We start from the raw sequence: 25,248 nt of genomic DNA, 5'->3' as shown, positions 1-25,248 counted from the left end.
TGCTACAGATTATTCTGTTGCCTCCACCATAGGGATAACTGAAACATAGGAACGGTTACCTGCTTTGCGTTGAAAAGAAACCTTTCCTTTTGATAAAGCAAAAAGCGTATGGTCTTTTCCCATGCCGACATTGTCACCAGGATGCCAACGTGTGCCGCGCTGACGGATGATAATATTCCCAGCAATAACGGTTTCACCACCAAATTTTTTAACGCCTAGACGTTTCGATTCTGAATCACGACCATTACGCGAGGAACCACCAGCTTTTTTATGTGCCATAGACGCTCTCCTTTAATCTTTCTTACTTTTTGATGCTACAGCCGCTTTCTTCTGCGATGCAGCCTTTTTTTCAACCATTTTCTCAGCCTTCTTCTCAACAGCGGCATTTTTTGTTTCTTTTGCTGCCGTTTCTTCTTCTGTTATAGATTTTGCAGCTGCTTTTTTAGGCTTTGAACCACCCATTAAAATTTCTAAAACACGCAGTGTTGTAAATTCTTGACGATGACCACGCGTGCGTTTAGAATTCTGACGGCGGCGTTTCTTAAATGCGATAACCTTGCGTCCACGTGCCTGTTCTAAAATCTCAGCTGTCACCAGCGCATCAGCAACAACAGGGGTCCCGATAACTGCATTACCTTCTTGCCCAACCATCAAGACATCGTTGAATTCAACAACATCACCCGCATTTCCAATAACTTTTTCAACTTTTACCACTTGGTTAGCAACAATGCGGTATTGCTTACCACCGGTTTTAATGACTGCGAACATTTTTTATCCTTCCGTTCACTCCAGCTCTTATTTAATTTTTACCTTGAAATAAGGGGAAATAGGCTGCTTTTTATCAGTCGTAATCAATTTTAAAAAAGGATAAAACCTTCCTTAACACAAATATGCGCAGATTCCTCCACGCTGATATTCCACCTATATGAAGGAATTTCTATTCTCTGTCAATAAAGTCCCATAAAAAAGAAAAAAAGGTTGTACCAAAAACAATTGAAGGTTATCTACCCATCATAGGCTATACTTAAATAGTGCGCATTTTTGTTGCACTTCATATGGAGAGGTGGCTGAGTGGTTGAAAGCACCGCACTCGAAATGCGGCATAGGGGTAACTCTATCGAGGGTTCAAATCCCTCTCTCTCCGCCATTGATTTAAAAGGATTTTTGCCAATCACTAACCTTTGATAGAGTTTTAGAAACAATAGTGATTATAGAGCTCTTTGCAATGCCGTTGATTAACAGGCTCAATGCGTTTTATCCGCATAAGAGTTTTTTATAGTAACAAGCCCCCTCAGCTTTTTTCATACAATGTGCGCATTTAAAATTAATATTATGAGTATTTATTCAAAAAATTTTATCTCTTCCTGTAAGCACAAAAAGGAGTGTAATAATTGAATATTGTTTATACAGCTCTTTCTTTTATTTCTAAGCCTTTTAAGTAAATAGATAGCCCCTGAAAATAAATAAAGGCGCGCTAAAACCTATGAATATATAGAGGCCATATAATTAGAAAATGAAAAAAGTTTGATGCATATATGATGCACACACTGGCATCGCCTGCTAAAATCACCTCAGCTAAATCTTCAATTTTTGATTTTCTATTGCTAAAATCCAGTTCAAAAAATAAAGGAGCGTAGAATAAAATAGAGAATTGTCTTATTATTTCTCTCTTATTCTACCTTTGCTTAAGTTCGTACAAAATTTCTTATCAAATTATATTTATTTTGCGCGTCTTGCTTGAATATGGGCAAGCAACCCTAATGTTGAACTATCGCGATTATTCGCTTTACTTTCTCCACGAAGAATGGGGAGTAACTCATTTGCTAATTCTTTACCAAGTTCAACACCCCATTGATCAAATGAATTAATATTCATTAAAATCCCTTCAACAAAAATACGATGTTCATAAAGTGCAATGAGACGACCAAGTGCAAAAGGCGTTAATAAATCTTGAACCAGCGTAATGCTGGGACGATTTCCTTTAAAACTTCTATGAAGTGCTAAATAATCTGCTTCACGTTCATCAACGCCATTTTTTATTAAGATATGCCGAGCATCTTCAACACTACGTCCTTTCATCAAGGCTTTTGATTGCGCTAAACCGTTTGCTAGCAACATCTCATACATAGAATGTAAATTTTCCTCATGCCCTTTTATAAATAAAATAAACTCTACAGGAACAACATCGGTTCCTTGATGTAGAAGCTGAAAAAAAGCATGTTGGCTATTTGTTCCTGAATCACCCCAAACGATTGGACCACTTGAAAAATTTAGTGGTTTTCCATCCAGCGAGACTTGCTTCCCATTTGATTCCATATCAAGCTGTTGTAAATAAGCTGGAAAATGTATTAAGCGCTGTGCATAGGGAATGATAGAGCGTGATGAATAACCACAAATAACACGATGCCAGAACCCTAAAAGAGCAAATCGAATAGGAATATTTTTATGCAAGGGCATGGTTTTAAAATGTTGATCCATTTGTAAAGCACCATTGAGAAATTGGCGAAAGTTTCGCCCCCCTACTGCAAACATAACAACAAGCCCAATGGCAGACCAAATTGAATAACGTCCTCCAACCCAATCCCAAAATTTAAAAACTCTTGTGGAATCTATGCCAAATTCTGCCACTTTATCAAGCGCACTCGAAACAGCAACAAAATGCGTGTGAATAGCTTCTTCCCCTAAATGTGAACAAATCCACTGACGTGCAACTTGAGCATTGACCATTGTTTCAGCCGTTGTAAAAGTTTTAGAAGCAATGACAAAAAGCGTTGTTGCTGGATTCAAAAGAGAGAGCGTATCAGAAATATGAGCACTGTCAGCGTTAGAAACAAAATGGCAGCGTGGACCATCATGATAAGGTTTTAAAGCATAGGTGACCATTGCAGGACCAAGATCAGAGCCTCCAATACCAATATTTACAATATCCCTTATTCTCTTTCCACTACTTCCCTTATAGCTGCCATCACGCACCTTTTCAGAAAATCTCTCCATATCTTTAAGGACGTCTTGAATATCGGGAATAAGATTATGACTATCCAGCATGAAAATTTCATCGGCAGGTAAACGTAATGCAATATGAAGAACGGAGCGTTTTTCAGTTGTATTAATGGCTTGGCCCGAAAACATTGCATCACGCCGACCCAACACATCTGCTGCGACAGCTAAATCATCTAGAAGTTGCAATGTTTTAAATGTTACACCACATTTTGAAAAATCGAAAAGAAGATCATCAAGTCTGAGAGAAAAATGAGAAAAACGCTGGTCATCCTCTATAAAATGCTGACGAATATCATAGACTCCATCTTTTGCAGCATGGTTTTTTAAAGCTCTTAATGCGGCTTCAAAAGCCTTTTCATTTCGAATCGAAAAGCTATCTGCCATAAGCTTATCCTATACGGTTATTGATCATGAAATCTCTGTCTAAACAATAACAAAGTAGAAAATATCTCCTTGATTGTTTGCTCTTTTCACTGCTCACACAAAAAATGAAGGAATATAAAAGTAAAAAATAAAATCCTAAAATGATACTTTTACAAAAATAAACTTTCAAATTTTTTTTACTTGATACATCATTTAAGTTGATTGAGTTCTTTGGTTAAGCGCAAATCTTCTTCTGCTTTTGGTCTTATAAAACGCCCTAAAAAAAGATAAACAACCGGTGTAACGTAAAGCGTAAAAATCGTTGCTAAACCTAAACCACCAACGATAACCCAGCCTAAAGCTATACGAGCTTCTGCACCAGCACCTTTGGCTAAAACCAAAGGAATACCCCCTAGAATGGCACAAATCATTGTCATACAAACGGGACGAAGGCGAATATTTGCTGCTTCTTCTACAGCTTCACGCACATTTCTTCCCTGATCACGTAATTGATCTGCAAATTCAACAATCAGAATACCATTTTTTGCCATAACGCCAATTAACAAAATTAATCCAATTTGACTGTAAATATTAAGACTCACACCACTTAAGAGCATAGCAATCACAGCACAACCTATCCCTAATGGAACAGTGGCGATGATAATGAATCCTGAAATAAAGCTTTCAAACTGAGCCGCTAAAACCAATAAAATAATCAAAAAGGCAATGCCAAAAACAATCATAAAATTGGAAGATGTTTCATGAAGTGTTTCGGCTTCTCCTAAGGGGACCACATAGGTTCCCTTCGATAACAAAGGAGAAGCAATTTTCTGCACAGTTTGATAAGCATCCCCTAAAGTGATATCTGGAGCAAGATTTGCGCTTAAAATAACAGCGCTCATGCGCTTTTCCCGTTTTAATTGGGGGGCGATAGCTTTTTCATGTAAACGCGCAATAACCGATAAAGGAACATATCGATTGTCTTTGGTCTTTAAAAAAATATTTTCTAAATCACTAGGACTCTTCATAGGATTTTTATGCGATATCAATTTAACATCGTAAGGATGATCATCCACGTTAATGGAACCAATCTTTTTACCATCCAACATTGCTTGTAATGTATCGCCCAAATTGGTGATATCAATCCCTAAATCGGAGGCTTTTTTTCGATTGATTTCAATAAAAAATTGCGGTTGTGTAGCGTCAACAGTAAGACGTGGGCGAATAAAACGCGGATCTGCTTGTAAAACACGTACCAACTGATCAGCAATAGGTTGTAATGTTGCATAATCATTACCAAGAATTGCAAATTGTAACCCTTGCCCAGTTCCTCTCACACCTAGAGAATTTCCCTGTGCAGCAAACACAAAAACTGCCGGAAATTGCCTAACCTTCGCATTAACATCTTTCACAATTTCTTGCTGACTGCGTAAACGTTTATCCCAAGATGAAAGCAATAAAACCAAAAAAGCAGTATTGGGTGAACCGCCAATACCTGCAATAGAGTAATTGTTAGCAATCTCACCTGCATCACGTAATGGCTGTAAACTTTCTTCAATTTGCTCTACCTGTTCGTTCAAATATTGTGTTGAAATACCTTGTGGTCCATTAATGACCAAAAAGATAAGGGCCCTGTCTTCTGCTGGCGTTAATTCCTGTTGCAACTTCGTATAGCCTCCAACGCAAAGTACTGCAAAAACAAGTGAAGCAAAAACAACAGTCCAAGGCTTTTCTAAACACTTATGCAAACTATCAGTATATGCCTTATGAAACAAAGAACCCCATTTATATAAAAAAGTAAAATGATGATGGGCTTTTTCCTCTTTCTCCTCAATATGTTCTTTGAGAAAACGTGAAGCCAACATAGGGCAAAGCGTTAAAGCAACGATTGAAGAAAGCAAAATAGAAATTGCCAAAACAAAACCAAATTCTCTAAAAAGTCCTCCAACTTGTCCAGGAAGAAAAGAGATAGGGACAAACACAGCCACTAAAGTCAATGTTGTTGCGACAACAGCAAAAAAGACTTCACGGGTTCCTAATACCGCTGCGGCCCTAGAACCTATCCCCATATTGCGCCATCGAACAATATTTTCCAGAACAACAATGGCATCATCTACAACAAGCCCTGTTGCCAAAACAAGCCCTAAAAATGTGAGAATATTCAATGAAAACCCTACAAGATAAATAGCGGCAATAGTACCAATCAAAGCGACTGGAAGAGATAAAGCAGGTATCAGCGTTACACGAATGTCTCTGAGAAAAAGAAAAATAACCAAAATAACGCTCAAAATAGCTATGACCAATGCAACCTCAACCTCATGAAGGGCGCTTTTAATAAAAATTGCATCGTCACTAATAACGTCTATATGTACAGAAGAAGGAACGATACTTTTTAGGTTATCAACAACAGCTCTAACGCCTGCAGAAATGTTAAGCGTGTTGGATTGTGCTTTACGCACAATACCTAATCCAATCCCTGTCTTTCCGTTGATACGAAGAATAACGTTTTCTATATCGGGTGATAAAGTTACATGCGCAACATCACCAAGATGTACACGAGGCTTTAAAACAACTTGTTCAAAAGATTCTGGTGTTGTTAAACGTGCGGTGGCGCGGACAACTAAAGTTTGCTTAGAATTGCGTAATGATCCTACTGGAACATCCGTTGTCATATCAGCAAGAACACGTGAAATGTCTGCAACAGTTAATCCATAACTTGCAAGTTTTGCTTGATCTATATCAATCTGAAAAATCTTTGTGCGCGCACTTGCGATCTGGACATCACCAACACCATCAACAGCAGAAATTGCATCAACAATCTGATCGTCTACAACTGCGGTTAAATCATCAATACTCATTGTTGGTGATGTCACAACCAAATACATCATGGCAGCAGCATTCGAATCTGCTTTAATGATCAAAGGGACATCTGCATTTTTGGGTAAAGAATAAGCAATGCGAGACAGAGCATCCCGAATATCAGATGCTGCTACATTCAAATCAACACCGACATTAAAATTAATCTGCACACGGGAGCGTCCAAAAGAAGACGTTGAAGAAATCGTCTTAACACCTGAAACGCGAGAAACAGCATCTTCTATAACTTTTGTCACTTCACGATCAATTGTTTCCGCCGACGCACCAGAAAACATTGTTACAACCGTTGTTACTGGCGTATCAACATCGGGTAATTCTCGCACATCAACATTCAACCATGCTGCAAATCCTGCAATGATGATCATGGCATTTAAAACAAAAGTAAAAACTGGTCTGCGAATAAATAAGGCAATGAGACCCCCTTGCTCCGCTTGTGACATTGGCTGTTTTGTGCTCAATTCTTGGCTCACTGTATATCCGTTCCATAAACTGCTGATAATTGCTGTTGATGGGACTTTGGATCATCAATAATTACTTTACTTCCTGGATAAAGCATTTGCACCCCTTGAATGACAACTTGATCACCATTTTCTAAAGAGGCTTTCACGAAAACTTGATCTGCTTTATGCTGAATAATCGATACGGGTATAGGCTCTACTTTTCCTTCTCTCACACGCCAAACGAATGACCCTTTACTGTTCCATTGAATCGCAAGGGGATTAACAACAGGGAAAGAACCACCATGAAATTGCAAGGCAACAGAAAAGGACATACCAGACATGAGTGTATCTTTTTCATTATTGACTTCAACCTGAGCATGAAGTGTACGGCTTTCTGGGTCAACGACATTATCAATCGCGTAAATATGACCAACAAAAGGCTTATCTGGCTGCGCTGTTAATGTTGCCATGACCTCATCTCCTTTATGGATACGCGATACATATCGTTCAGGGACCCATATATCGACTAAAATGCGTTCCCTATTCTCAATACGTCCTATTACAGTATTAAGGGTCACGTTATTTCCCACATCAACAGGTAGAATACCAACAACTCCAGCGATTGGTGCATGAATTGTTCTCCGGTCGAGATCTACCTCAGCATTCCGTAAAACAAAATTTGCATTATCTAGCTCTAAGCGTGCCGTAATTTCTTGCACTTCTGTTGCTGTATTGCTAGCTCGTAATTTAAGAATCCGCGAAAGCGTTAATGCGTTATTATCACGTTGTACTTTTGCTTTTGCGGCCGCTATTTCTTCCTTTTTAGAATCAAGCTTTGCAATCACGTCTCCCACTTGTACTTTTGTACCAGCAGACACAAAAAGCTTATCAATAACACCTGATGATAAAGGGGTTAAATCTACTTCAGCAAGTGCTTTTCCACTCCCAATAACGTTAAGGTGTTCAGAAAAATCTTGGACTTTTACAAAATCAACAACAACATTCGTCGGTGCTCTTCCTATTTTTCCCTTTGAAGCTTTATACGATATACCCGTTTTATTCACCATAGAAATAGGTTGCTCTGCACTCTGTTTTCCAGCCCAATAAGCAACCGTTAAAACGATAATTAATAACACCAATGGAAAGATCTTTTTTAATAACGCCATACATCTACCCTTGCTGTATCATGTTTATCTGAACTAGTTTTCAACAGTCATATCGGCGTTTTACACAAAAAACCAACAGCAGGTATATATCTTACCCCCCACCGCAAAAACTTATCTTATTTCTGGCTGACTATCGTTCATAGTCTGAAACGTCAAGTTAACTATCGTTCATATTGCTTTGTACGATCATAACAAAAAAATGACCTTATCAAAAATCCAATTGAATCCATAATATATTATAACTTTTTTTAATATTTCATAAAAATAAAGAGATTTTTTTTATGACGATCCAAGTTTCACTTGCATTTCTTTAATGAAACGATTAGGAACCCATTGTCTTAGACAATGTAGAAAATTGAAATGTGTGCACCCGTAGCTCAGCTGGATAGAGCACCAGACTACGAATCTGGGGGTCAGGAGTTCGAATCTCTTCGGGTGCGCCATCTATCAATAAATTCAATATCTTACTCACAAACCCAAGCTTTTTAAATTCTTTTAATACGTAATTTATTTTTTGCCTATCTTTGAATTTCTTATAGCTTTTTATTCCATTCTGGTGTGAGTCGTTTTTTTAATCCTTTTGATAGAATGGGATGTTTGTGGCCTTTAATTTAATCCAAAGGTGTTTTCATTAGCAATAATCGTAGTGATTGCATGAGTTGGTGGGTGTTGTTGCTTTTTTTCGCAATCTATGCGCTTGTTTTTGATTTCTTCTGGATTATATTTTCTAATCAGTTGGGTAATTTTTTACGTGCTTATTTCTATCTTTTCCAGCAAGCAATCTTTCTGAACATTTCATTTTTGTTCGCCCTATCTTAAGAAGAACTTTAGGTATGTCTCCATAAATTGCAGTTTTTACCGCCTTCTAAAATTCTTCCAGCAGGCTATCCAGAATAACAAATACAAGATATCAATATCGCTGCGTAAAAAGTTTTTAAATTAATTACCCAAAAACTTTCTGCTAATGTTCATCATGAGCTCATGTTGAGAATGATATTGCAGGCTGGCTAAAAACTTATCGAAACTGAAAATACAGAATTTTTTCCCAAAAAATGCTAAAACTCTTCTTGTGCTCTTTTAGTATTATCGCTTGCGCGATACATCATTGATCTCTATGCTATCTTATACTTTCTATTTTCTATGGATTTTTTTCATTAATCTATAAAGTACAGATTCCAAATGTTAATAAAAGCTCCGTTTAAAGAATTTTTCCATGCCTAAAACAGATATTGAAATTGCTCGCACTGCTAAAAAGCAGCATATTACTGAAATTGCACAAAAAATTGGTATATCACATAAAAATCTCATTCCCTATGGACATGACAAAGCTAAAATTTCTTCCTCCTACATAAAATCACTCAATAAAAATCCAGATGGTAAACTTATCCTCGTCACGGCTATCAATCCCACACCTGCTGGAGAAGGAAAAACAACAACAACGGTTGGACTAAATGATGCTCTTAATCTCATTGGCAAAAAAACAATAGCCACTTTGAGAGAACCATCTTTAGGCCCTTGTTTTGGTGTAAAAGGTGGTGCTGCTGGTGGTGGTTATGCGCAAGTCGTCCCAATGGATGATCTTAATTTACATTTTACCGGTGATTTTCATGCTATTACAGCAGCGCATAATCTTCTTGCTGCAATGGTCGATAATCATATCTATTGGGGAAATACTCTAAACATTGATCCACGTCGCATTGTTTGGAAGCGCGTTCTTGACATGAATGACCGGGCATTGCGCGATATCGTTATTTCATTGGGGGGCATAACAAATGGTTTTCCACGCCAAACAGGTTTTGATATTACTGTTGCATCAGAAATTATGGCACTTCTTTGTCTTTCTGAAAATTTAGAAAACCTTACACAAAGACTCAAAAAAATTATTGTTGCCTATCGTTATGATAAAACACCCGTAACAGTGGCTGATCTTAATGCAGAAGGCGCAATGGCAGCTCTTCTTAAAGACGCCATACAACCCAATCTTGTACAAACAATTGAAAATAATCCTGTTCTCGTTCATGGAGGGCCTTTTGCCAATATTGCTCATGGTTGTAACTCAGTTATAGCAACAAAAACCGCTTTAAAACTCGCTGATTATGTTGTCACAGAAGCAGGATTTGGAGCCGATCTTGGCGCAGAAAAATTCTTCAACATCAAATGTCGGCAAGCAGGTATTGTACCAAATGCAACGGTGATTGTCGCAACGATTCGTGCATTAAAAATGAATGGTGGTGTGGATAAAAATAACCTGACAGAAGAAAATATTACCGCTTTAGAAAAAGGAGCCGCTAATCTTTTACGACATATCAAAAATATGAAGCTCTACGGTATCCCTTGTGTTGTAGCGATTAATCATTTTGATAGCGATAGCGATGCTGAAATAAGAACATTACAAAAAATAGTTGCAACAACTGGACACAAAGCTATTATTTGTAAACATTGGAAACAAGGTGGAAAAGGCGCAGTAGCACTTGCACAAGAACTTGTTACCTTAATTGAAAAGAAAGATTCCGATTTTAAAGTTCTCTATCAAGATGATATTCCCCTCATTCAAAAAATTAATTGTATTATAACAAAGCTATACGGTGGGCGTGGCGCCATCATCTCATCTCCTATTCTTAAACAACTTGAATCTTGGGAAAAAGAAGGTTTTGGTACCTACCCTATTTGTATGGCAAAAACACCTTATTCTTTTTCTGCTAATCCTAAGCAATATGGTGCTCCTGTCGATTTTGAAATTCCTGTACGAGAAGTTCGTCTCTGTGCGGGAGCCGGCTTTATTGTTGTCATTTGTGGAGATGTTATGACCATGCCCGGCTTACCGCATTATCCTGCCGCTGAAAAAATTCATCTTGACAAAAATGATCAAATACAAGGGCTTTCATAAGTTATAGCCGTAAACTCTATCCTTTATTATAAAAAGCATTTTATTACAAAAAGAATAGAATTTTAAAAAGCTATATAGACAAATGTCTTATTTGTATGATATAAACCTTTGTCTTTTTAGATATGCCTTTAAAAGGACGTAGGTTTTCCTATCATTTATGACACTGAAAAAAGCAGGATAAATAGTGCAAGTACTCGTTCGTGATAATAATGTTGATCAAGCGCTGCGCGCGTTGAAAAAAAAGATGCAGCGTGAAGGTATCTTCCGTGAAATGAAAATGCGTAGTTATTATGAAAAGCCATCTGAAAGGCGTGCTCGTGAAAAAGCTGAGGCTATTCGTCGTACACGTAAGCTTGCTCGTAAACGTGCGCAAAGAGAAGGTTTTGTGAGTAACGGACGAGCTGGTGCAATGAAGTGATGTGCTTTTGATGCATCATAGAATTGCATAAGAAATAGAGAATAAGCCACCAAAAGACTTTATCTTTATAGGCAATTGCGATAGATTGCTTTGATTTGTTGTTTTGTGTGTGATGTTGTCGAAGACTTTAGTTATATAAACGAGTGTGTTAATTATCTACAAAGTGATAATTTTTTTATCATAGAGATGGAGTTTACTTCACTTTGTAATTTTTAATAATAGATAACAAACGACATTTTCTTTAGAGATTTAAGCGATTTTTTCCTATGTAAAATGCGGATTGAGTGTAAGATATTTTATTATCACTTTTCACTATAACTCTTCTCCTTCTTTTTATCTCTTAAAAATTGTTTCTTATATGCACGTCTGATGATGATTTTCTTTTTTTGTCCTTAAATATTCTGCATCTTTCGAAGATTTTAGATGCGTTTGCAAAACATAAATGATTATCGCAATATGCGATTGTGCGTGTAAGAATATGAAAACACATAATTCTTTTTCCCTTCACTTATGGTAATTAACCTCATAAGCGTATTGAATAATCCCTCCTATTTTATCAAACCTTTTTATACTGAGTTGAAACAAACGAAAATTGAAAATAAATAGAGAAAACACTCTTATTTTAATATGGATGTAAGTGTCTTATATACCCATTTTTGATAAAAATGTTTTTACAATTCTAATAACGAATTAAAATTGATAACTTATTGATTTATCATCATAAGTAATCGTCTTTCATATCAGCTAATAACTCCGCATGCAGCAAATTCCTTCAATATCCTCTCATACTTGAATCAATTTTTTTGCTTGTACATCGACAAGCGGGGGTTGTCTGCAAATAAAATAAAAATGCTTTTTATAAACGCTCTAAATAATAGGAACGGTATAACATTGAGACCTGTGAAATAGAATGATGGTGTACCTGCTTATTAATGTACGGATAAACAATATCATTGCATAAGATCTTATATATCAACCTATTCTATAATGTTGCTCATATTTTTAAACTTAAATGCTTCATTCAGCGTATTCTTTTGTCCATTCAAAACTGTCTCTCAAGCCAAATCATAATCCCTTTACTGGACAGTTTTCGTGTTCATAACATGCATAATTATACTTTTATTTCAAGAAACGCTCTTGGAAAAAAAGAGACAACATTTTAGCTCTCATTTCCTATACAAAAACTGCTCCAGTCACGATATATTTTGCTGTTTTAATATTTTTCTCACGCATACAACTCGCAAAAAATCCAATATTTATTTACAACTATCCCCTCATCAACCCCCTAAGCACTCAGAAATTCAAACTTTTATTTGCCTCTTCTCGTAACAATTTTTTCATTGTTTAGATCTCGTTAACGGGCGATATGGCATAATTTTTATCAGCCTCCAATCTTATCTTCCAGATTTTAAATGACCAATATATGACGAAATAAAGGAGTTCAGTGTGCAAAATTCTCGTTGGTTTCGCGTTTTAATGTTTGCATGTATCTTAATAACAAAAGTCATTGTATTGAGTTCACCACGTTTGTTGCACGCACAAACCCTTAATCAAAATTTAGGACCTAGTGGTTTACCGCTTCCGCGATTTGCTTCGATTAAACCTACTCGTGTTAATGTCCGTGTTGGGCCAGGAAGCAACTATTCTATTATTTTTACCTACAAAAAGAAGGGACTCCCTATTGAAATCATCCAAGAATATGATCAATGGCGCAAAATTCGTGATGCAGAAGGCGATGAAGGGTGGGTATATCAATCGCTTTTATCAGGAAAGCGAACGGCTATAACTATTCCATGGCAAAAAGATAAAACAAAAAGGCTAATGCTGCGAAAAAAACCCACCGATAACTCAGAACTTGTTGCAGAAGTAGAGCCTAATGTCATTGGCAATATCCACCAGTGTGATGGACAATGGTGCGAAATCACTCTTAATAATGTCCATGGATGGCTTCATCAACCTCAATTATGGGGGATTTATCCTGATGAAAAAATAAAAGGCTGGTGAATGCTCAAACGCATCAAATTTAATTTTTATTCCTTATTAAATATCCCTGCTCCCTACCACAAGATTGATTTTTTGGTTTTAATCGCACAATTAAATCAACATGTGAAATTTCCATACCTTCTGGTGGTGTAGGCAAATTTCCAATAATGGGAGACTCTTCTAAATTGCAAGGAATATCAAGAATACGATTTTTACCTTCTATATAAAAATGGTAGTGATCAGAGGTATTCGTATCAAACCAAGTCTTCGAGCCTTCTACGGCAATAATCCGTAACAATCCCGCCTCTGTAAATTGATGAAGCGTATTGTAAACCGTTGCTAAGGATACAGGAACACCTGCTCTTACCGCTTCCTCATAGAGTTCTTCAGCCGTAATATGACGATTTCCTTCGGAAAAAATCATATGTGCAAGTTCTAACCGCTGACGTGTTGGACGCAAACCATTTTCACGCAAACGTTTTTCTAACATAGAAGCGGAATAATATTGCACACCCTCTCCACATTCTTTTGTGGACTGTTGCTCTTCATTCATATCTAAATTGTCTGCATTCTCTGACATATTACAAACCAAAATATCTTCCTGCTTCAATAAGATAAAAATATAAAAAAAATGGGAATAGTATGGTGCAATCTTGTATTCCATTTTTAAATAATTATCTATGTAGAATACATAAAAAAGGGCTTTTGTCATTAAAAATGATATAAAATCATTTCCCTCCCTTTAAAATTTGCTCTAAAAGTAGGTCGGGGAAAAGCGCAGAAATAAAGATATATGCAAATAAATGGAGTAACCATGGCTGAACAAAAGTCTCGCTACACTTATGAAGAGCTTCTAAGCTGCGCTCGCGGCGAAATGTTTGGTAAGGGTAATGCGCAATTGCCGGCACCGCCAATGTTGATGATTGATCGAATCACTCAAATCAGTGAAACTGGTGGCAAATACGATAAAGGAATGGTTCGTGCTGAATTTGATATTACACCAGACCACTGGTTCTTTAATTGTCACTTTATAGGTGATCCCGTTATGCCAGGATGTCTTGGATTGGATGGTATGTGGCAATTAACAGGTTTTTTTCTTGGTTGGTTGGGAGAACCAGGGAAAGGGAGAGCGATATCAACAGGTGAAGTAAAATTATCAGGTATGGTAACACCACAAACCAAACTTCTTGAATATGAAATAGATTTTAAGCGTATTCGACGGGGAAATTTAGTCTTGGGAATAGCTGATGGATGGCTCAAAGCAGATGGAGAAACTATTTATAAAGCGAATGATTTGCGCGTTGCTTTATTCAAAGAAGGTTGAATTTATTTTCATCAGGAAGAATTTTTACTATTCTGTATGGAATAAGGAGGTATGAATGCGTCGTGTTGTTGTAACCGGAATGGGGATTGTTTCCGCGATTGGAAATGACACCCAAGCCGTTTTAACCAGTTTACGTGAAGCAAAATCCGGAATTTCTTACGCACCTCAATATGCTGAGTTGGGCTTTCGTAGCAGAGTTTACGGTAAACCTGATATTAATATAGAAGAATGCGTTGACCGACGCGCTTTACGTTTTCATGGACGTGGAACAGCATGGAATCATATTGCCATGGATCAAGCAATTGCCGATGCAGGTTTAGAGCCTCATGAAATATCAAACGAACACACAGGTATTATTATGGGCTCTGGAGGGGCTTCAACACAGTCAATCGTCGAAGCTGCCGACATTACGCGCCAAAAAGGTCCGAAACGTGTTGGACCTTTTGTTGTGCCTAAAGCAATGAGTTCTACAGCATCTGCAACACTGGCAACTTTTTTTAAAATAAAAGGGGTCAATTATTCAATCTCTTCAGCTTGTGCTACCTCCAATCATTGTATTGGGAATGCTTATGAAATGATTCAATATGGTAAACAGGATCGTGTCTTTGCCGGTGGCTGCGAAGATTTGGATTGGACACTCTCTGTTCTATTTGATGCTATGGGCGCTATGTCTAGCAGATATAATGATATCCCTCATAAAGCTTCACGGGCCTATGATGTCAATCGTGATGGATTTGTTATTGCTGGAGGTGCTGGCGTTTTAGTCCTTGAAGAACTAGAACTTGCTAAAGCCCGTGGAGCAAAAATCTACGGAGAAATCGTTGGATATGGTGCGACATCCGATGGACATGATATGGTTGCTCCATCAGGAGAGGGAGCAGAGCGGTGCATGCGCATGGCTCTTGCAACAGTCCACGATAAAATTGATTATATCAATCCCCATGCAACAGCAACGCCTGTTGGGGATCCTCCTGAAATAGAAGCTATCCGCCGTATTTTTGGAGCAGGTGATCAATGCCCCCCCATTTCTGCTACCAAATCTCTAACAGGCCATTCCTTAGGAGCCGCAGGTGTTCACGAAGCAATCTATACATTGTTAATGATGAACCATAATTTTATCTGTGAAAGTGCCCATATTGAAGAACTTGATCCAGCTTTTGCTGATATGCCAATTGTTCGTGAACGACGCGATCATCAACAACTTAATACCGTATTGTCAAATACTTTTGGCTTTGGCGGTACCAATGCAACGCTTATTTTTCAACGCTATGTATAAATGAAAGTTCTTAGTAATTGAAAAAAAATACGGTCTTACGGAGAATAATATGAAAGGTTTGATGGAGGGCAAACGTGGCCTTATTATGGGAATTGCGAATGACCATTCAATTGCTTGGGGCATTGCCTGTCAACTCGCACAAGCAGGAGCTGAATTAGCATTAACTTATCAAGGAGATGCTTTCGGAAAACGTGTTCAGCCCCTAGCAGATAAGCTTGGCTGCAAATTAGTTCTAGAATGTGATGTTGAAAAAATTGAAAGTATCGACGACGTCTTTGAGAAACTTGAAAAAGAATGGAAAACGATTGATTTTATTGTCCATGCTATTGGTTTTTCAGATAAAAATCAGCTAAAAGGGCGTTACGTTGATGTTACAACACGTGAAAACTTTCAACGTACAATGGTTATTTCAGCTTATTCCTTTACTGAAATTGCTCAGCGTGCGGGAAAGCTTATGCCTCATGGAGGGGCACTTTTAACCCTTACCTATGGCGCTTCACAGCAAGTTGTCCCTAACTATAATATCATGGGAGTTGCTAAAGCTGCTTTAGAAGCTATGGTCCGTTATTTAGCGGCAGACTTTGGTCCGCAAAATATCCGCGTCAATGCGATTTCAGCTGGTCCTGTTAGAACTTTAGCAGGTAATGGCATTGCAGCTGCGCGTGCAATATTCTCACATCAACGACGGAATGCCCCATTACGTCGTACCGTGAATATTCACGAAATTGGAAAGTCTGCTCTCTACCTACTCTCTGATTTGTCATCAGGCGTTACAGGTGAAATCCATTATGTTGATTCAGGCTATAATATCATGTCTATGCCAATACTTGAAGAACTGAAAAAAACTGAAGATTCCCAAGAAGGATAAAAAATATCCAACTAAAAAATAAAATCGATTATCTGAGAGTGCTTTGGTTGCGTATTGGGTGTTACTCTACTAAACCAAACCTCATGGAGAAGGTTTTCAAATCCAATCTGTTGCACATATGATGTACATACAATTCTCACTAAGGGAATATGACCGATTGCAGAAAAAATCATTACGAGATAGCAAATGGCTTGTTTCAGAAATTTTTAATTCCTCTAATGACAAGGGAAACGAAATTCTATTGCAGTTATTACGCTTTCCTTTCAACTTTTCGAGCCAAAGATAATCCATATATTTCTCTCAAGCTAGCCTTTATGAATATAACGCAAAGAACGTGTACGCTCCTCTATAAGGATAAGCAAACACAAAGCCAATTGTGTCATTATTATTGTTTTGCAAAGCGTTTTATAAAAAACTAATCTATCTTTCCAATCCATTTTGCTAGAAAGCTTTGTGTTTTATGGTGTTGTTTTCCTAGCAGAGCCCATGCTTTTTCTACAGCTTGTAAATCAACATCAACCCCAAAGCCGCAACATATTTAGGACGAAATTAAGGCGTTTCGAGCTTTCTCTGCTGTTACAGCTTCTGTATGCTAGATACGTAATACCCTCCCCCTCTAGTATACAAAAACTATTAAACGCACAAATAATATTGGAAATTGGATAATAGCAATGATATTTCTAGCTTAACTTTATATAAATAAGGTGCTACTCTCCCATGGATTTTCTACTATTCTTCAAATATTATTGTAAGAGGCGGTTAAGAAAAAATTAAAATGTCTCTTTCATTACATTAAACAAATATATGTAAGTGGAAATGATAGTTTATTTTCAAAGAGATACTTAATAAGAGCCAAAACTTTTATATTTCTGCCATATTTCATAAAAAAATCGAATGATATGAATCTGTAATTTTCTGAGATGTAATAGTCTTATACAATCATCAATACAATCTATTTTATATTTCTATTTGTTACGATTGAAATTATTTAAGAATACAGGATACCATTATATTTCGTCCTTGAGAGTGCGACTTAGTAATGTGTTAGCTGCTTCAGTTATATTTTTACCACCATAGAGAATTTGATAGATTTGTTCTACAATAGGCATTTCTACCCCAATACGTTGCGCTAACGTATGTACTTCCTTGGTATTCAAATACCCTTCCACAACCTGACCAATTTGTCTTTCCGCTTCTTTTATATCTATTCCTTTACCAAGAAGTACCCCAAAACGACGATTACGCGACTGATTATCAGTACATGTCAAAACCAGATCACCTAAGCCTGTCATTCCCATAAATGTGGAAAGCTCAGCCCCCATAGCCCCCCCTAAACGACTAATTTCAGCGAGTCCTCGTGTGATGAGAGCTATTCGTGCATTGGCCCCCAATCCCATGCCATCTGATATTCCTGCACCAATAGCAATAACATTTTTGACGGCTCCCCCTAATTGAACACCAATCATATCTGAGCTTTTATAAACTCTAAAACTTTTGTCACAATGAAAAAGTTGCTGCAATTCTTTAGCAAACCCAACATCAGAAGCAGCTATCGTCATTGCAGTAGGCCAACCAATAGCGAGTTCTTTAGCAAAAGTTGGTCCAGAAAAAACAGCTAAAGGGATTTTTTCACCTAGAATCTCACGAGCGACATCTTGTAAGAGACGTCCTGTACCACGTTCTAAACCTTTCGTTGCCCAAATAACGCGTGAATGTTGATCCAAATAAGGCTGAATATTATACAACACTTGATGAAATACATGGCTTGGAACAGCCATTAGTATATTATCACTTGCTGTTATCGCAGTTTTAAGCGAAGCTTCAAGGAATAAATTTTCAGGAAATCGAATATCAGGTAAATATACTTGATTACAACGCTGTTCTTGTAATTTTTTGATGTGTTGAGAATTATATCCCCAAAGTAAAACATTATGACCATTACGAGCAAGAGCAATCGCTAATGCAGTACCAAAAGAACCAGCACCAATAACTGTCATTGCAACGGTTTTCATTAAGTTTTCTGTTTATTTTCTAAATTGCTGATTTAAATTGCACGTTATTATTATAAATAACCTCACTGCTCTCTTTAATATAAATCCTGTAAAGCTAAAACGTTACTTCTTCGTAGCTTTATTTCACACAACATAAAAACTGTTTTTCACGCCCTCTTTCTTTGTATTGAATTGTACAAATTTTATATTTTTTTACAAATAGCCATTTGTTTCAAAAATTAAAGCTTGATTAAATACTCAAGGAACCGTCTTGTTAAAAATACAAGTGTATTCAAAACCATGATACGCATTCCCCTGATATCTTACACTTAGCCTCTTCTTCATACCCTACGATTTTTTTCGACAACACCTATAGAGCTGATACATGCCGCATCAGCTCTATAGGTATTTTTTACAACTATTCTACGGGAGAGTGCATACTTGGAGTTTGCTCCATAGGCACTTCTGAACCAGGCGCTTGATCCACAGGAGTCTGCATACTTGGAACTTGCTCCATGGGCACTTCTGAGCCCGGTGCTTGATCCACAGGAGTCTGCATACTTGGAACTTGTTCCATGGGCACTTCTGAACCCGGTGCTTGATCCACAGGAGTCTGCATACTTGGAACTTGTTCCATGGGCACTTCTGAACCAGGCGCTTGATCCACGGGAGTCTGCATACTTGGAACTTGCTCCATGGATATTTCTGAGTCCAGCATATTTTCTGACTGTTTTCTTACAGATATATCTTTGTTTGATAACTGCTCAGATACTGAAGAATCATCCATTCTTGATATTTCTGGTTCAATAACACGTCCTGAGCCACCCATCATATTATAATTCAAATGGGAAATAGCCCACCACGTACCTCCAATAATAACAAAAACGCAAATAGCAGCAAACCATAAAGCGCTTAAATTCCATTTGGCATCTGGACCAGAGTTCAAGTGTAAAAAGAAAACAATTTGTACTATAATCTGAATAATTGCCATCCCAATAAGATACGCAACCTTTGTACTAATTGCCCAACTTTCCATCATTCCATACATTACAGGAATAAAAGAACCCAAGGTAAAAAATACAGCCAGAATAAAACCAACCAAATAGGAACCAGTACTGGGACCATGTGTTTCATTTTGCATGCTCATCACAACGCTCCTAATAGATAAACCATGGTGAAAACACCAACCCATACAATATCAAGTAAATGCCAAAAAATGGAAAGGCATGCTAAACGTGTTTTATTATTCTGATCCAAGCCATTACGACGAAGATGAAAAAACATCACAACCATCCAAAGAAGACCAACACTTACGTGAAGTCCATGGGTGCCAACCAAAGCAAAAAATGCTGACCAATAAGCAGAGAGAATTTCTCGTCCAAAAAGCTGTAAACCTGTTGCAGAATCGATACCCGCATAAGCATTTGGATCATAATAAAAAACCTCACCCAACAATTCATGGAATTCGTAAAGTTCCATACCAATGAAGCAGCACCCAAATACAAAGGTAATAGCCATCCATAAACGCACACCACTGATGTTGTTTTTATGTGCTTGTACCATTGCAAAACCATAAGTGACGGATGAAAATAATAAGAAAGCAGTCTCAACTAAAACAAACTTTAAATCTATAAATTCATTGCCCGCTTTACCGCCCCCATAAGAAGCAGAAAAGACAGCAAAACTTGAAAAAAGTGTCGAAAACAGGATTAAGTCTGAAAGAATATAGACCCAAAAACCAAACGTCATGACCGAGCTACTATCGTGGTGAAGTTTATCCACAGTACTCGCATTATTCATTGTTACTGCACTCATACTGTCACTCCTTGCTCTTTAAGAACAGCTGTAAAGGTATCTTCAGTTTTTTGTACTTCTTCAGCTGGAATATAATAACCATGGTGATCACCTGTTAATGAATGACACACAAGCGTTGCAATAAAACCAATCAATCCGATCGCAACAAGCCACCAAATATGCCAAACAAGCGCAAAACCAACAACTAATGAGAAGAAACCAGCAATAATTCCAGCCGATGTATTCGACGGCATATGAATTTTTGTAAATCCACTTGTCGGGCGTTGATAACCACTTTTCTTCATATTCCAATAAGCATCATCAGACTGTATCTTTGGGAGAAGAGCAAAATTATAGGAAGGAGGCGGTGAAGAGGTAAACCATTCAAGTGTACGTGCATCACCCCAAGAATCATTTAACCTTACCGGTAAGTGACCTTTATGCTTAATACCGTACCAAATTGCCAAAACAACCTGTAACACAAAACAAAGGATACCAAGTAAGATAATAAAAGCACCTAGAGCAGCAATAATAAACATTGGTTGCCAACTAGGTTCCATATAATGCTGAAGACGACGCGTCGCTCCCATTAAACCAAGGGCATAAACAGGGAAAAAGGCAAGATAAAAACCAATAAACCAACACCAGAAAGATGCAATCCCTAGTATGCGATTTGGTTTATAACCAAAAACTTTTGGAAACCAAAAAGCAAGCCCAGCTAGATAAGCAAAAACAACGCCTCCGATAATTGTATGGTGAAAATGCGCTATCAAAAACAGCGAATTATGAAACTGCCAATCAGCAGGGACAATCGATAAGAGAACTCCCGTTAATCCACCACCAACGAAGGTAAAGATCATGCCCATGCACCAAAGCATTGGAGGTTCAAAGCGTATCCTTCCTTTATACATCGTGAGCAACCAATTGAAAACTTTTACACCTGTTGGAACGGCAATAATCATCGTTGCGATACCAAAGAAGGTATTTACAGCTTCACCGCCACCCATTGTGAAGAAATGATGCCCCCAAACAAGAAGCGAAAGAATCAAAATAACCACCATAGCCCATATCATGGAAGTGTAACCAAAGAGACGTTTTGAAGAAAAAGTTGATACGACCTCAGAAACAATTCCAAAAGCAGGAACAACCAAAACATAAACCTCAGGATGACCAAAAACCCAAACATAGTTAATCCATACCATCGGATTTCCGCCACCAACATTGGAAAAGAAATTCATACCCAAATAACGATCACAGGCCAAAAGTGCAAAAGCGACAGTTAAGACAGGATAAATCACTAAAATAAGGACATTACTGACAAAAGCGCTCCAACAAAAAACAGGCATTCTCATCATTGTCATTCCAGGAGCACGCATTTTAATCAGAGTCGCAACAAAATTGACTGCCCCCATTGTTGTCGCGATACCAGAAAGCTGAAGTGACCATAAATAATAGTCTACCCCTGTATCTGGACTCGTTTGCAATTCTGTAAAAGGTGGATACATGAGCCAACCACCACGACCAAAATTACCAACACCTAGTGATATATTAATCAAGATTGCCCCAGCTGCCGTAATCCAAAAACCTAGATTATTTGCAAAGGGAAAAGCAACATCACGCGCACCAATTTGAAGCGGTATAAGATAATTGAAAAGACCAAATAAAATGGGCGTAGCCATGAAAAAAATCATGATCGTGCCATGCGCCGAAAAAATTTGATCAAAATGCTCAGGGGGCAAATAACCTGCTGTTTCACTCCCAAGAGCTAAAGCTTGATGCGTTCGCATCATAAGTGCGTCCGCAAAACCGCGAACAAGCATAATAATTCCAAGAACTATATACATAATACCAATGCGTTTATGGTCAACAGTTGTAATCCAATTTCGCCATAAAATCCCCCACCACCCAAGCACTGTTAAAGCAACAACAGCAACTAAACCAATTACAACAATCGCGATACATGTATACAAAACGATCGGCTCATGTGCAAGCGCATGAAAAGCACCTGCCGTAGGATCTGTAAGTCTTCCAAACATTTCTCAACCCATTTCAAATGAAATTCAAGTTTAAAAGAAACCTTATGTTAAAAGGGCTCTTTCTCTATTGACCCTTTAAATAACATCAGGATCAAATACTGAACACAGCGCACCCCACAGTGTCTGAGCAGCAGCACGTTTCATTAAATCTTCATTACATACCGTATTTTCATCGACACACCGATTAACAATACGATAGTAAAGCCGCTTCTCAACAGGTGCAAAATAACGAACCTCAGCATCTTTCTCTTTCGCAGCAATATCGCCCATACGAGGCGCAATAGAAAGTTGACGATAAGATTTACGATCAAGTGCTCGACCATTAGCCCGAGCTTTTACAATCCAATCTTCAAAATCCTGCGAAGACACAGAATGCCACTTAAACCGCATCCCTGAAAAACCATCGCCGCTGTAATTTGCTGAGGTCCCCTTGAATACGCCTTGTTCTTCAGCGATCAAATGCAACTTAGCATTCATCTGCGGCATAGCGTAAAGAACTGTACCCAATTTAGGGACCCAAAAGGCATTGACAGAATTTTCTGACGTCAATTGCAATAAAACTTGACGTCCTTTAGGCGCGTAAATTTCATTGACCGATGCAACACCATATTGAGGATAAATAAAAACCCATTTCCAATCAAGAGCTATAGCATCAATCTGCAATGGCTCTCCTTCACCCACAACCTCTATTGGAAGAGGCTTAGCAGGCTCAAGCTTATAGGTATAATAAGCCGTTAGTGAACCTAAAACCATTACAATTACAATTGGGATACCCCACATTACAGCTTCAATTTTATTTGAATGCGCCCAATCAGGAGAGTAGTTCGCTTTCGTATTCGATGCACGATATTTTATCGCTAAAAATACCACACTCACCATGACTGGAATGACAACGCAAAGCATAACAAGCACACAAATAACAATCAAAATGAGCTGCTGACGTGCTACATAACCTGATGGTTGAAGGACATCCATTTTACAACCAGACAAAAGCAGTGCTTCCCCTAAAATCACAAGCATTCCTAATTGTCGAACAAAGCTTTTCATCTTCTTTTACCCCCGTCATATGCACTAAAAATTGCCATAAATATAATACCTCATATTGTACAGATTTGAAAATAATTATCAAGTGAATTCAATGTCTATATTACTCTTATCCAACACTTAACTCTTTACCTTTACAACTTATTAATTGTTTTGCAATATACTCAAGTGCAAACCGATATCCATCACTTCCAAACCCACTTATGATAGCGTCTACACCTGCAGATGTATAAGAATGATGACGAAAAGCTTCGCGTTGATAAATATGGGATAAATGAACTTCTACTTTTGGCCCTGAAAACATTTTTAGAGCATCAAGAAGAGCGACAGATGTATGACTATAAGCCGCTGGGTTGATGATCAATCCAGAACTTAACCCTATTGCTTCTTGTATCCATTCTACTAGCTGACCTTCATAGTTACTTTGATAAAAATTTACGATAACATCAACTCTTTTTGCCCATTCTCTGCAACTTTTTTCTATATCTTCTAAAGTTTCAGTTCCATAAATTTCTGGCTCACGTTGACCCAGAAAGTTTAAATTAGGACCATTTAAAATCGTTATCATCACAGACATAGCAAGCCTTTTCTTCTCGACTATCACTTATTAAAAAAATATTTAGCATGTTTTTTACAGCAATAAAGCGCCATCCTTAATTTCAAAAAATTCTGCACGTCCTTTTAAGTCATCAAATAAAAGACGATCTGTTCCTGTCATAAATGTTTGCACAGCTAAATCATCAAGAATATCAAATAAAGCAGCACGTCGATGTGAATCAAGATGAGCAGCCATTTCATCGAGAAGAAGAATGGGAGCCCTTTCCGATATCATACCCGTTAGACGAGCATGACACAAAACCAGACCTGTCAAAAGAGCTTTTTGTTCACCTGTTGAACAAGATGTTGCTGCTCTATTTTTATCTGCATAAAAAACTTGTAAATCTGTGCGATGGGGGCCCTCTAATGTTCGCCCAACAGCACGATCCATTGCGCGATTACGCCGCAACAAATCACAAAATTGCTCTTCAACTTCAGTGGCTGATAGTCTCCTTAGAGCTGTTTCTAAAAAACCATCAATTTGCAAAAAAGTCCGTGGAAAGGGTATCTGAGATGGCATTTGTGTAAACATGTCATTTACAAGCCGAATAACATCAATACGCGCCGCAGAAATAGCTGTTGCCAATTCTGCCATCTGCTTTTCTAAAGCATCAAACCAAGCAGTATCTTCATTGCCATCCAAAAACAAACGATTACGTGCGCGCATCGCTCTATCATAATCGGATATGCGGCGACTATGCAAAGGATCAATGGCCAAAACCATACGATCCAAAAAACGTCGGCGTTCAAGCGAGGGGCCGGTAAAAAGACTATCCATAGAGGGTGTTAAGATACTAATATGACAGTAATCTGTTAAGCAATCACTTGGCTCATTCACACCATTAATATGGACCTTTCGACTGTTATCGCTAACCTCCAAAGCTGTACCAATCTTCACTTCACCATAAAGAGCACATTCAAGACAGGCAAAGATAACAAATCCTTCACCGCCACCATCTATAAAGCTAACATCAGAATATGCAGCCCGTCGCAAACCACGACCCGGAGAAAGAAAAGATAACGCCTCTAAAAGATTCGTCTTACCCGCACCGTTGTGGCCCGTAAAAACCACATGCTGACCCGAAAAATGAATATTAAAAAAAGAATAATTGCGATAACGTAAAAGCTTTAGCTGCCTCACAGACACTTTATGCACATGACTTGCCATGCATTGCAAAACAATC

Annotated in this window: 19 protein-coding genes and 2 tRNA genes; 8 read left to right on the top strand and 13 right to left on the bottom strand. The window is 37.9% G+C overall.

Translation table 11 applies throughout. The features are described from left to right. Positions 1–9: 9 nt before the first annotated feature. Both rpmA and rplU read right to left on the bottom strand, forming a co-directional pair. Positions 10–279: a 50S ribosomal protein L27 gene (rpmA, locus tag NNJ73_RS03635; protein WP_254492761.1), complete on the bottom strand. Its 270-nt coding sequence runs from the start codon at positions 277–279 to the stop codon at positions 10–12. Between the two features lie 12 nt (positions 280–291). After that, positions 292–768, bottom strand: a complete 477-nt coding sequence (gene rplU / locus NNJ73_RS03630) for a 50S ribosomal protein L21 (protein WP_254492760.1) — start codon at positions 766–768, stop codon at positions 292–294. 289 nt (positions 769–1,057) lie between these two features. Here rplU and NNJ73_RS03625 point away from each other — a divergent pair. Continuing rightward, positions 1,058–1,147: transfer RNA gene (locus tag NNJ73_RS03625), tRNA-Ser, on the top strand. A gap of 572 nt (positions 1,148–1,719) precedes the next feature. Here the strand turns inward: NNJ73_RS03625 and pgi are convergent. From pgi to NNJ73_RS03610, 3 genes are all read right to left on the bottom strand, one after another. Further along, a complete protein-coding gene (gene pgi / locus NNJ73_RS03620; protein ID WP_254492759.1) occupies positions 1,720–3,384 on the bottom strand; it encodes a glucose-6-phosphate isomerase in 1,665 nt (554 codons plus the stop codon). Between the two features lie 188 nt (positions 3,385–3,572). Next, on the bottom strand, positions 3,573–6,710 hold the full coding sequence (locus tag NNJ73_RS03615; protein ID WP_254492758.1) for an efflux RND transporter permease subunit: 3,138 nt from the start codon (positions 6,708–6,710) through the stop codon (positions 3,573–3,575). After that, the gene (locus NNJ73_RS03610) at positions 6,707–7,846 is read right to left on the bottom strand and encodes an efflux RND transporter periplasmic adaptor subunit (RefSeq protein WP_254492757.1); all 1,140 of its coding nucleotides are present in this window, start codon (positions 7,844–7,846) and stop codon (positions 6,707–6,709) included. The genes NNJ73_RS03615 and NNJ73_RS03610 overlap by 4 nt, the downstream gene beginning before the upstream one ends. A gap of 366 nt (positions 7,847–8,212) precedes the next feature. Here NNJ73_RS03610 and NNJ73_RS03605 point away from each other — a divergent pair. From NNJ73_RS03605 to NNJ73_RS03590, 4 genes are all read left to right on the top strand, one after another. Further along, positions 8,213–8,289, top strand: a tRNA-Arg gene (locus NNJ73_RS03605). A gap of 770 nt (positions 8,290–9,059) precedes the next feature. After that, on the top strand, positions 9,060–10,733 hold the full coding sequence (locus NNJ73_RS03600) for a formate--tetrahydrofolate ligase (protein WP_254492756.1): 1,674 nt from the start codon (positions 9,060–9,062) through the stop codon (positions 10,731–10,733). Positions 10,734–10,917: 184 nt separating this feature from the next. Beyond that, positions 10,918–11,151: a 30S ribosomal protein S21 gene (rpsU, locus tag NNJ73_RS03595; protein ID WP_005774473.1), complete on the top strand. Its 234-nt coding sequence runs from the start codon at positions 10,918–10,920 to the stop codon at positions 11,149–11,151. Between the two features lie 1,446 nt (positions 11,152–12,597). Next, complete coding sequence (locus NNJ73_RS03590) at positions 12,598–13,155, top strand: SH3 domain-containing protein (protein WP_254492755.1); 558 nt, start codon at positions 12,598–12,600, stop codon at positions 13,153–13,155. A 19-nt stretch (positions 13,156–13,174) separates the two neighbouring features. Here the strand turns inward: NNJ73_RS03590 and irrA are convergent, their stop codons facing one another. Then, positions 13,175–13,714 (bottom strand): iron response transcriptional regulator IrrA, encoded by a 540-nt coding sequence (gene irrA / locus NNJ73_RS03585; RefSeq protein WP_305883331.1) that lies wholly within the window; start codon positions 13,712–13,714, stop codon positions 13,175–13,177. A gap of 234 nt (positions 13,715–13,948) precedes the next feature. Here irrA and fabA point away from each other — a divergent pair, with 234 nt between their 5' ends. The 3 genes from fabA to fabI are packed head-to-tail and all read left to right on the top strand — an operon-like array spanning position 13,949 to position 16,602. Continuing rightward, the gene (gene fabA, locus NNJ73_RS03580) at positions 13,949–14,458 is read left to right on the top strand and encodes a 3-hydroxyacyl-[acyl-carrier-protein] dehydratase FabA (protein WP_254492754.1); all 510 of its coding nucleotides are present in this window, start codon (positions 13,949–13,951) and stop codon (positions 14,456–14,458) included. A 55-nt stretch (positions 14,459–14,513) separates the two neighbouring features. Then, positions 14,514–15,734: a beta-ketoacyl-ACP synthase I gene (fabB, locus tag NNJ73_RS03575; RefSeq protein WP_254492753.1), complete on the top strand. Its 1,221-nt coding sequence runs from the start codon at positions 14,514–14,516 to the stop codon at positions 15,732–15,734. Between the two features lie 49 nt (positions 15,735–15,783). Continuing rightward, on the top strand, positions 15,784–16,602 hold the full coding sequence (fabI, locus tag NNJ73_RS03570; RefSeq protein ID WP_254492752.1) for an enoyl-ACP reductase FabI: 819 nt from the start codon (positions 15,784–15,786) through the stop codon (positions 16,600–16,602). Positions 16,603–17,609: 1,007 nt separating this feature from the next. Here the strand turns inward: fabI and gpsA are convergent. From gpsA to recF, 7 genes are all read right to left on the bottom strand, one after another. Further along, a complete protein-coding gene (gene gpsA / locus NNJ73_RS03565; RefSeq protein WP_254492751.1) occupies positions 17,610–18,614 on the bottom strand; it encodes an NAD(P)H-dependent glycerol-3-phosphate dehydrogenase in 1,005 nt (334 codons plus the stop codon). A gap of 397 nt (positions 18,615–19,011) precedes the next feature. Beyond that, complete coding sequence (gene cyoD, locus NNJ73_RS03560; protein WP_371923233.1) at positions 19,012–19,734, bottom strand: cytochrome o ubiquinol oxidase subunit IV; 723 nt, start codon at positions 19,732–19,734, stop codon at positions 19,012–19,014. A 5-nt stretch (positions 19,735–19,739) separates the two neighbouring features. Continuing rightward, positions 19,740–20,408: a cytochrome (ubi)quinol oxidase subunit III gene (locus NNJ73_RS03555; protein WP_254492749.1), complete on the bottom strand. Its 669-nt coding sequence runs from the start codon at positions 20,406–20,408 to the stop codon at positions 19,740–19,742. Next, positions 20,405–22,423 carry a cytochrome o ubiquinol oxidase subunit I gene (cyoB, locus tag NNJ73_RS03550; RefSeq protein WP_254492748.1) on the bottom strand — a complete coding sequence of 673 codons (2,019 nt, stop codon included), beginning with the start codon at positions 22,421–22,423 and terminating at the stop codon, positions 20,405–20,407. Before cyoB ends, NNJ73_RS03555 begins: the two co-directional genes overlap by 4 nt. A 75-nt stretch (positions 22,424–22,498) precedes the next feature. Next, entirely contained in the window at positions 22,499–23,470 is a 972-nt protein-coding gene (gene cyoA / locus NNJ73_RS03545) for a ubiquinol oxidase subunit II (protein ID WP_254492747.1), read from the bottom strand. A gap of 106 nt (positions 23,471–23,576) precedes the next feature. Further along, positions 23,577–24,044 (bottom strand): type II 3-dehydroquinate dehydratase, encoded by a 468-nt coding sequence (aroQ, locus tag NNJ73_RS03540; RefSeq protein ID WP_254492746.1) that lies wholly within the window; start codon positions 24,042–24,044, stop codon positions 23,577–23,579. Between the two features lie 54 nt (positions 24,045–24,098). Then, complete coding sequence (recF, locus tag NNJ73_RS03535; RefSeq protein WP_254492745.1) at positions 24,099–25,232, bottom strand: DNA replication/repair protein RecF; 1,134 nt, start codon at positions 25,230–25,232, stop codon at positions 24,099–24,101. Positions 25,233–25,248: the final 16 nt, after the last annotated feature.

The sequence above is a fragment of the Bartonella sp. B1099 genome (assembly GCF_944801835.1).
Classification (GTDB): domain Bacteria; phylum Pseudomonadota; class Alphaproteobacteria; order Rhizobiales; family Rhizobiaceae; genus Bartonella.
This window is presented reverse-complemented; position numbering and strand designations above follow the sequence as displayed.

Coding starts and splice junctions, on each gene's coding strand:
- pgi (WP_254492759.1), bottom strand. CDS start 3,384: ATGGCAGATAGCTTTTCGATTCGAAATGAAAAGGCTTTTGAAGCCGCA.
- recF (WP_254492745.1), bottom strand. CDS start 25,232: ATGGCAAGTCATGTGCATAAAGTGTCTGTGAGGCAGCTAAAGCTTTTA.
- irrA (WP_305883331.1), bottom strand. CDS start 13,714: ATGTCAGAGAATGCAGACAATTTAGATATGAATGAAGAGCAACAGTCC.
- rplU (WP_254492760.1), bottom strand. CDS start 768: ATGTTCGCAGTCATTAAAACCGGTGGTAAGCAATACCGCATTGTTGCT.
- NNJ73_RS03610 (WP_254492757.1), bottom strand. CDS start 7,846: ATGGCGTTATTAAAAAAGATCTTTCCATTGGTGTTATTAATTATCGTT.
- fabA (WP_254492754.1), top strand. CDS start 13,949: ATGGCTGAACAAAAGTCTCGCTACACTTATGAAGAGCTTCTAAGCTGC.
- rpmA (WP_254492761.1), bottom strand. CDS start 279: ATGGCACATAAAAAAGCTGGTGGTTCCTCGCGTAATGGTCGTGATTCA.
- NNJ73_RS03555 (WP_254492749.1), bottom strand. CDS start 20,408: ATGAGTGCAGTAACAATGAATAATGCGAGTACTGTGGATAAACTTCAC.
- fabB (WP_254492753.1), top strand. CDS start 14,514: ATGCGTCGTGTTGTTGTAACCGGAATGGGGATTGTTTCCGCGATTGGA.
- cyoB (WP_254492748.1), bottom strand. CDS start 22,423: ATGTTTGGAAGACTTACAGATCCTACGGCAGGTGCTTTTCATGCGCTT.
- cyoD (WP_371923233.1), bottom strand. CDS start 19,734: ATGCAAAATGAAACACATGGTCCCAGTACTGGTTCCTATTTGGTTGGT.
- fabI (WP_254492752.1), top strand. CDS start 15,784: ATGAAAGGTTTGATGGAGGGCAAACGTGGCCTTATTATGGGAATTGCG.
- NNJ73_RS03600 (WP_254492756.1), top strand. CDS start 9,060: ATGCCTAAAACAGATATTGAAATTGCTCGCACTGCTAAAAAGCAGCAT.
- gpsA (WP_254492751.1), bottom strand. CDS start 18,614: ATGAAAACCGTTGCAATGACAGTTATTGGTGCTGGTTCTTTTGGTACT.
- cyoA (WP_254492747.1), bottom strand. CDS start 23,470: ATGAAAAGCTTTGTTCGACAATTAGGAATGCTTGTGATTTTAGGGGAA.
- aroQ (WP_254492746.1), bottom strand. CDS start 24,044: ATGTCTGTGATGATAACGATTTTAAATGGTCCTAATTTAAACTTTCTG.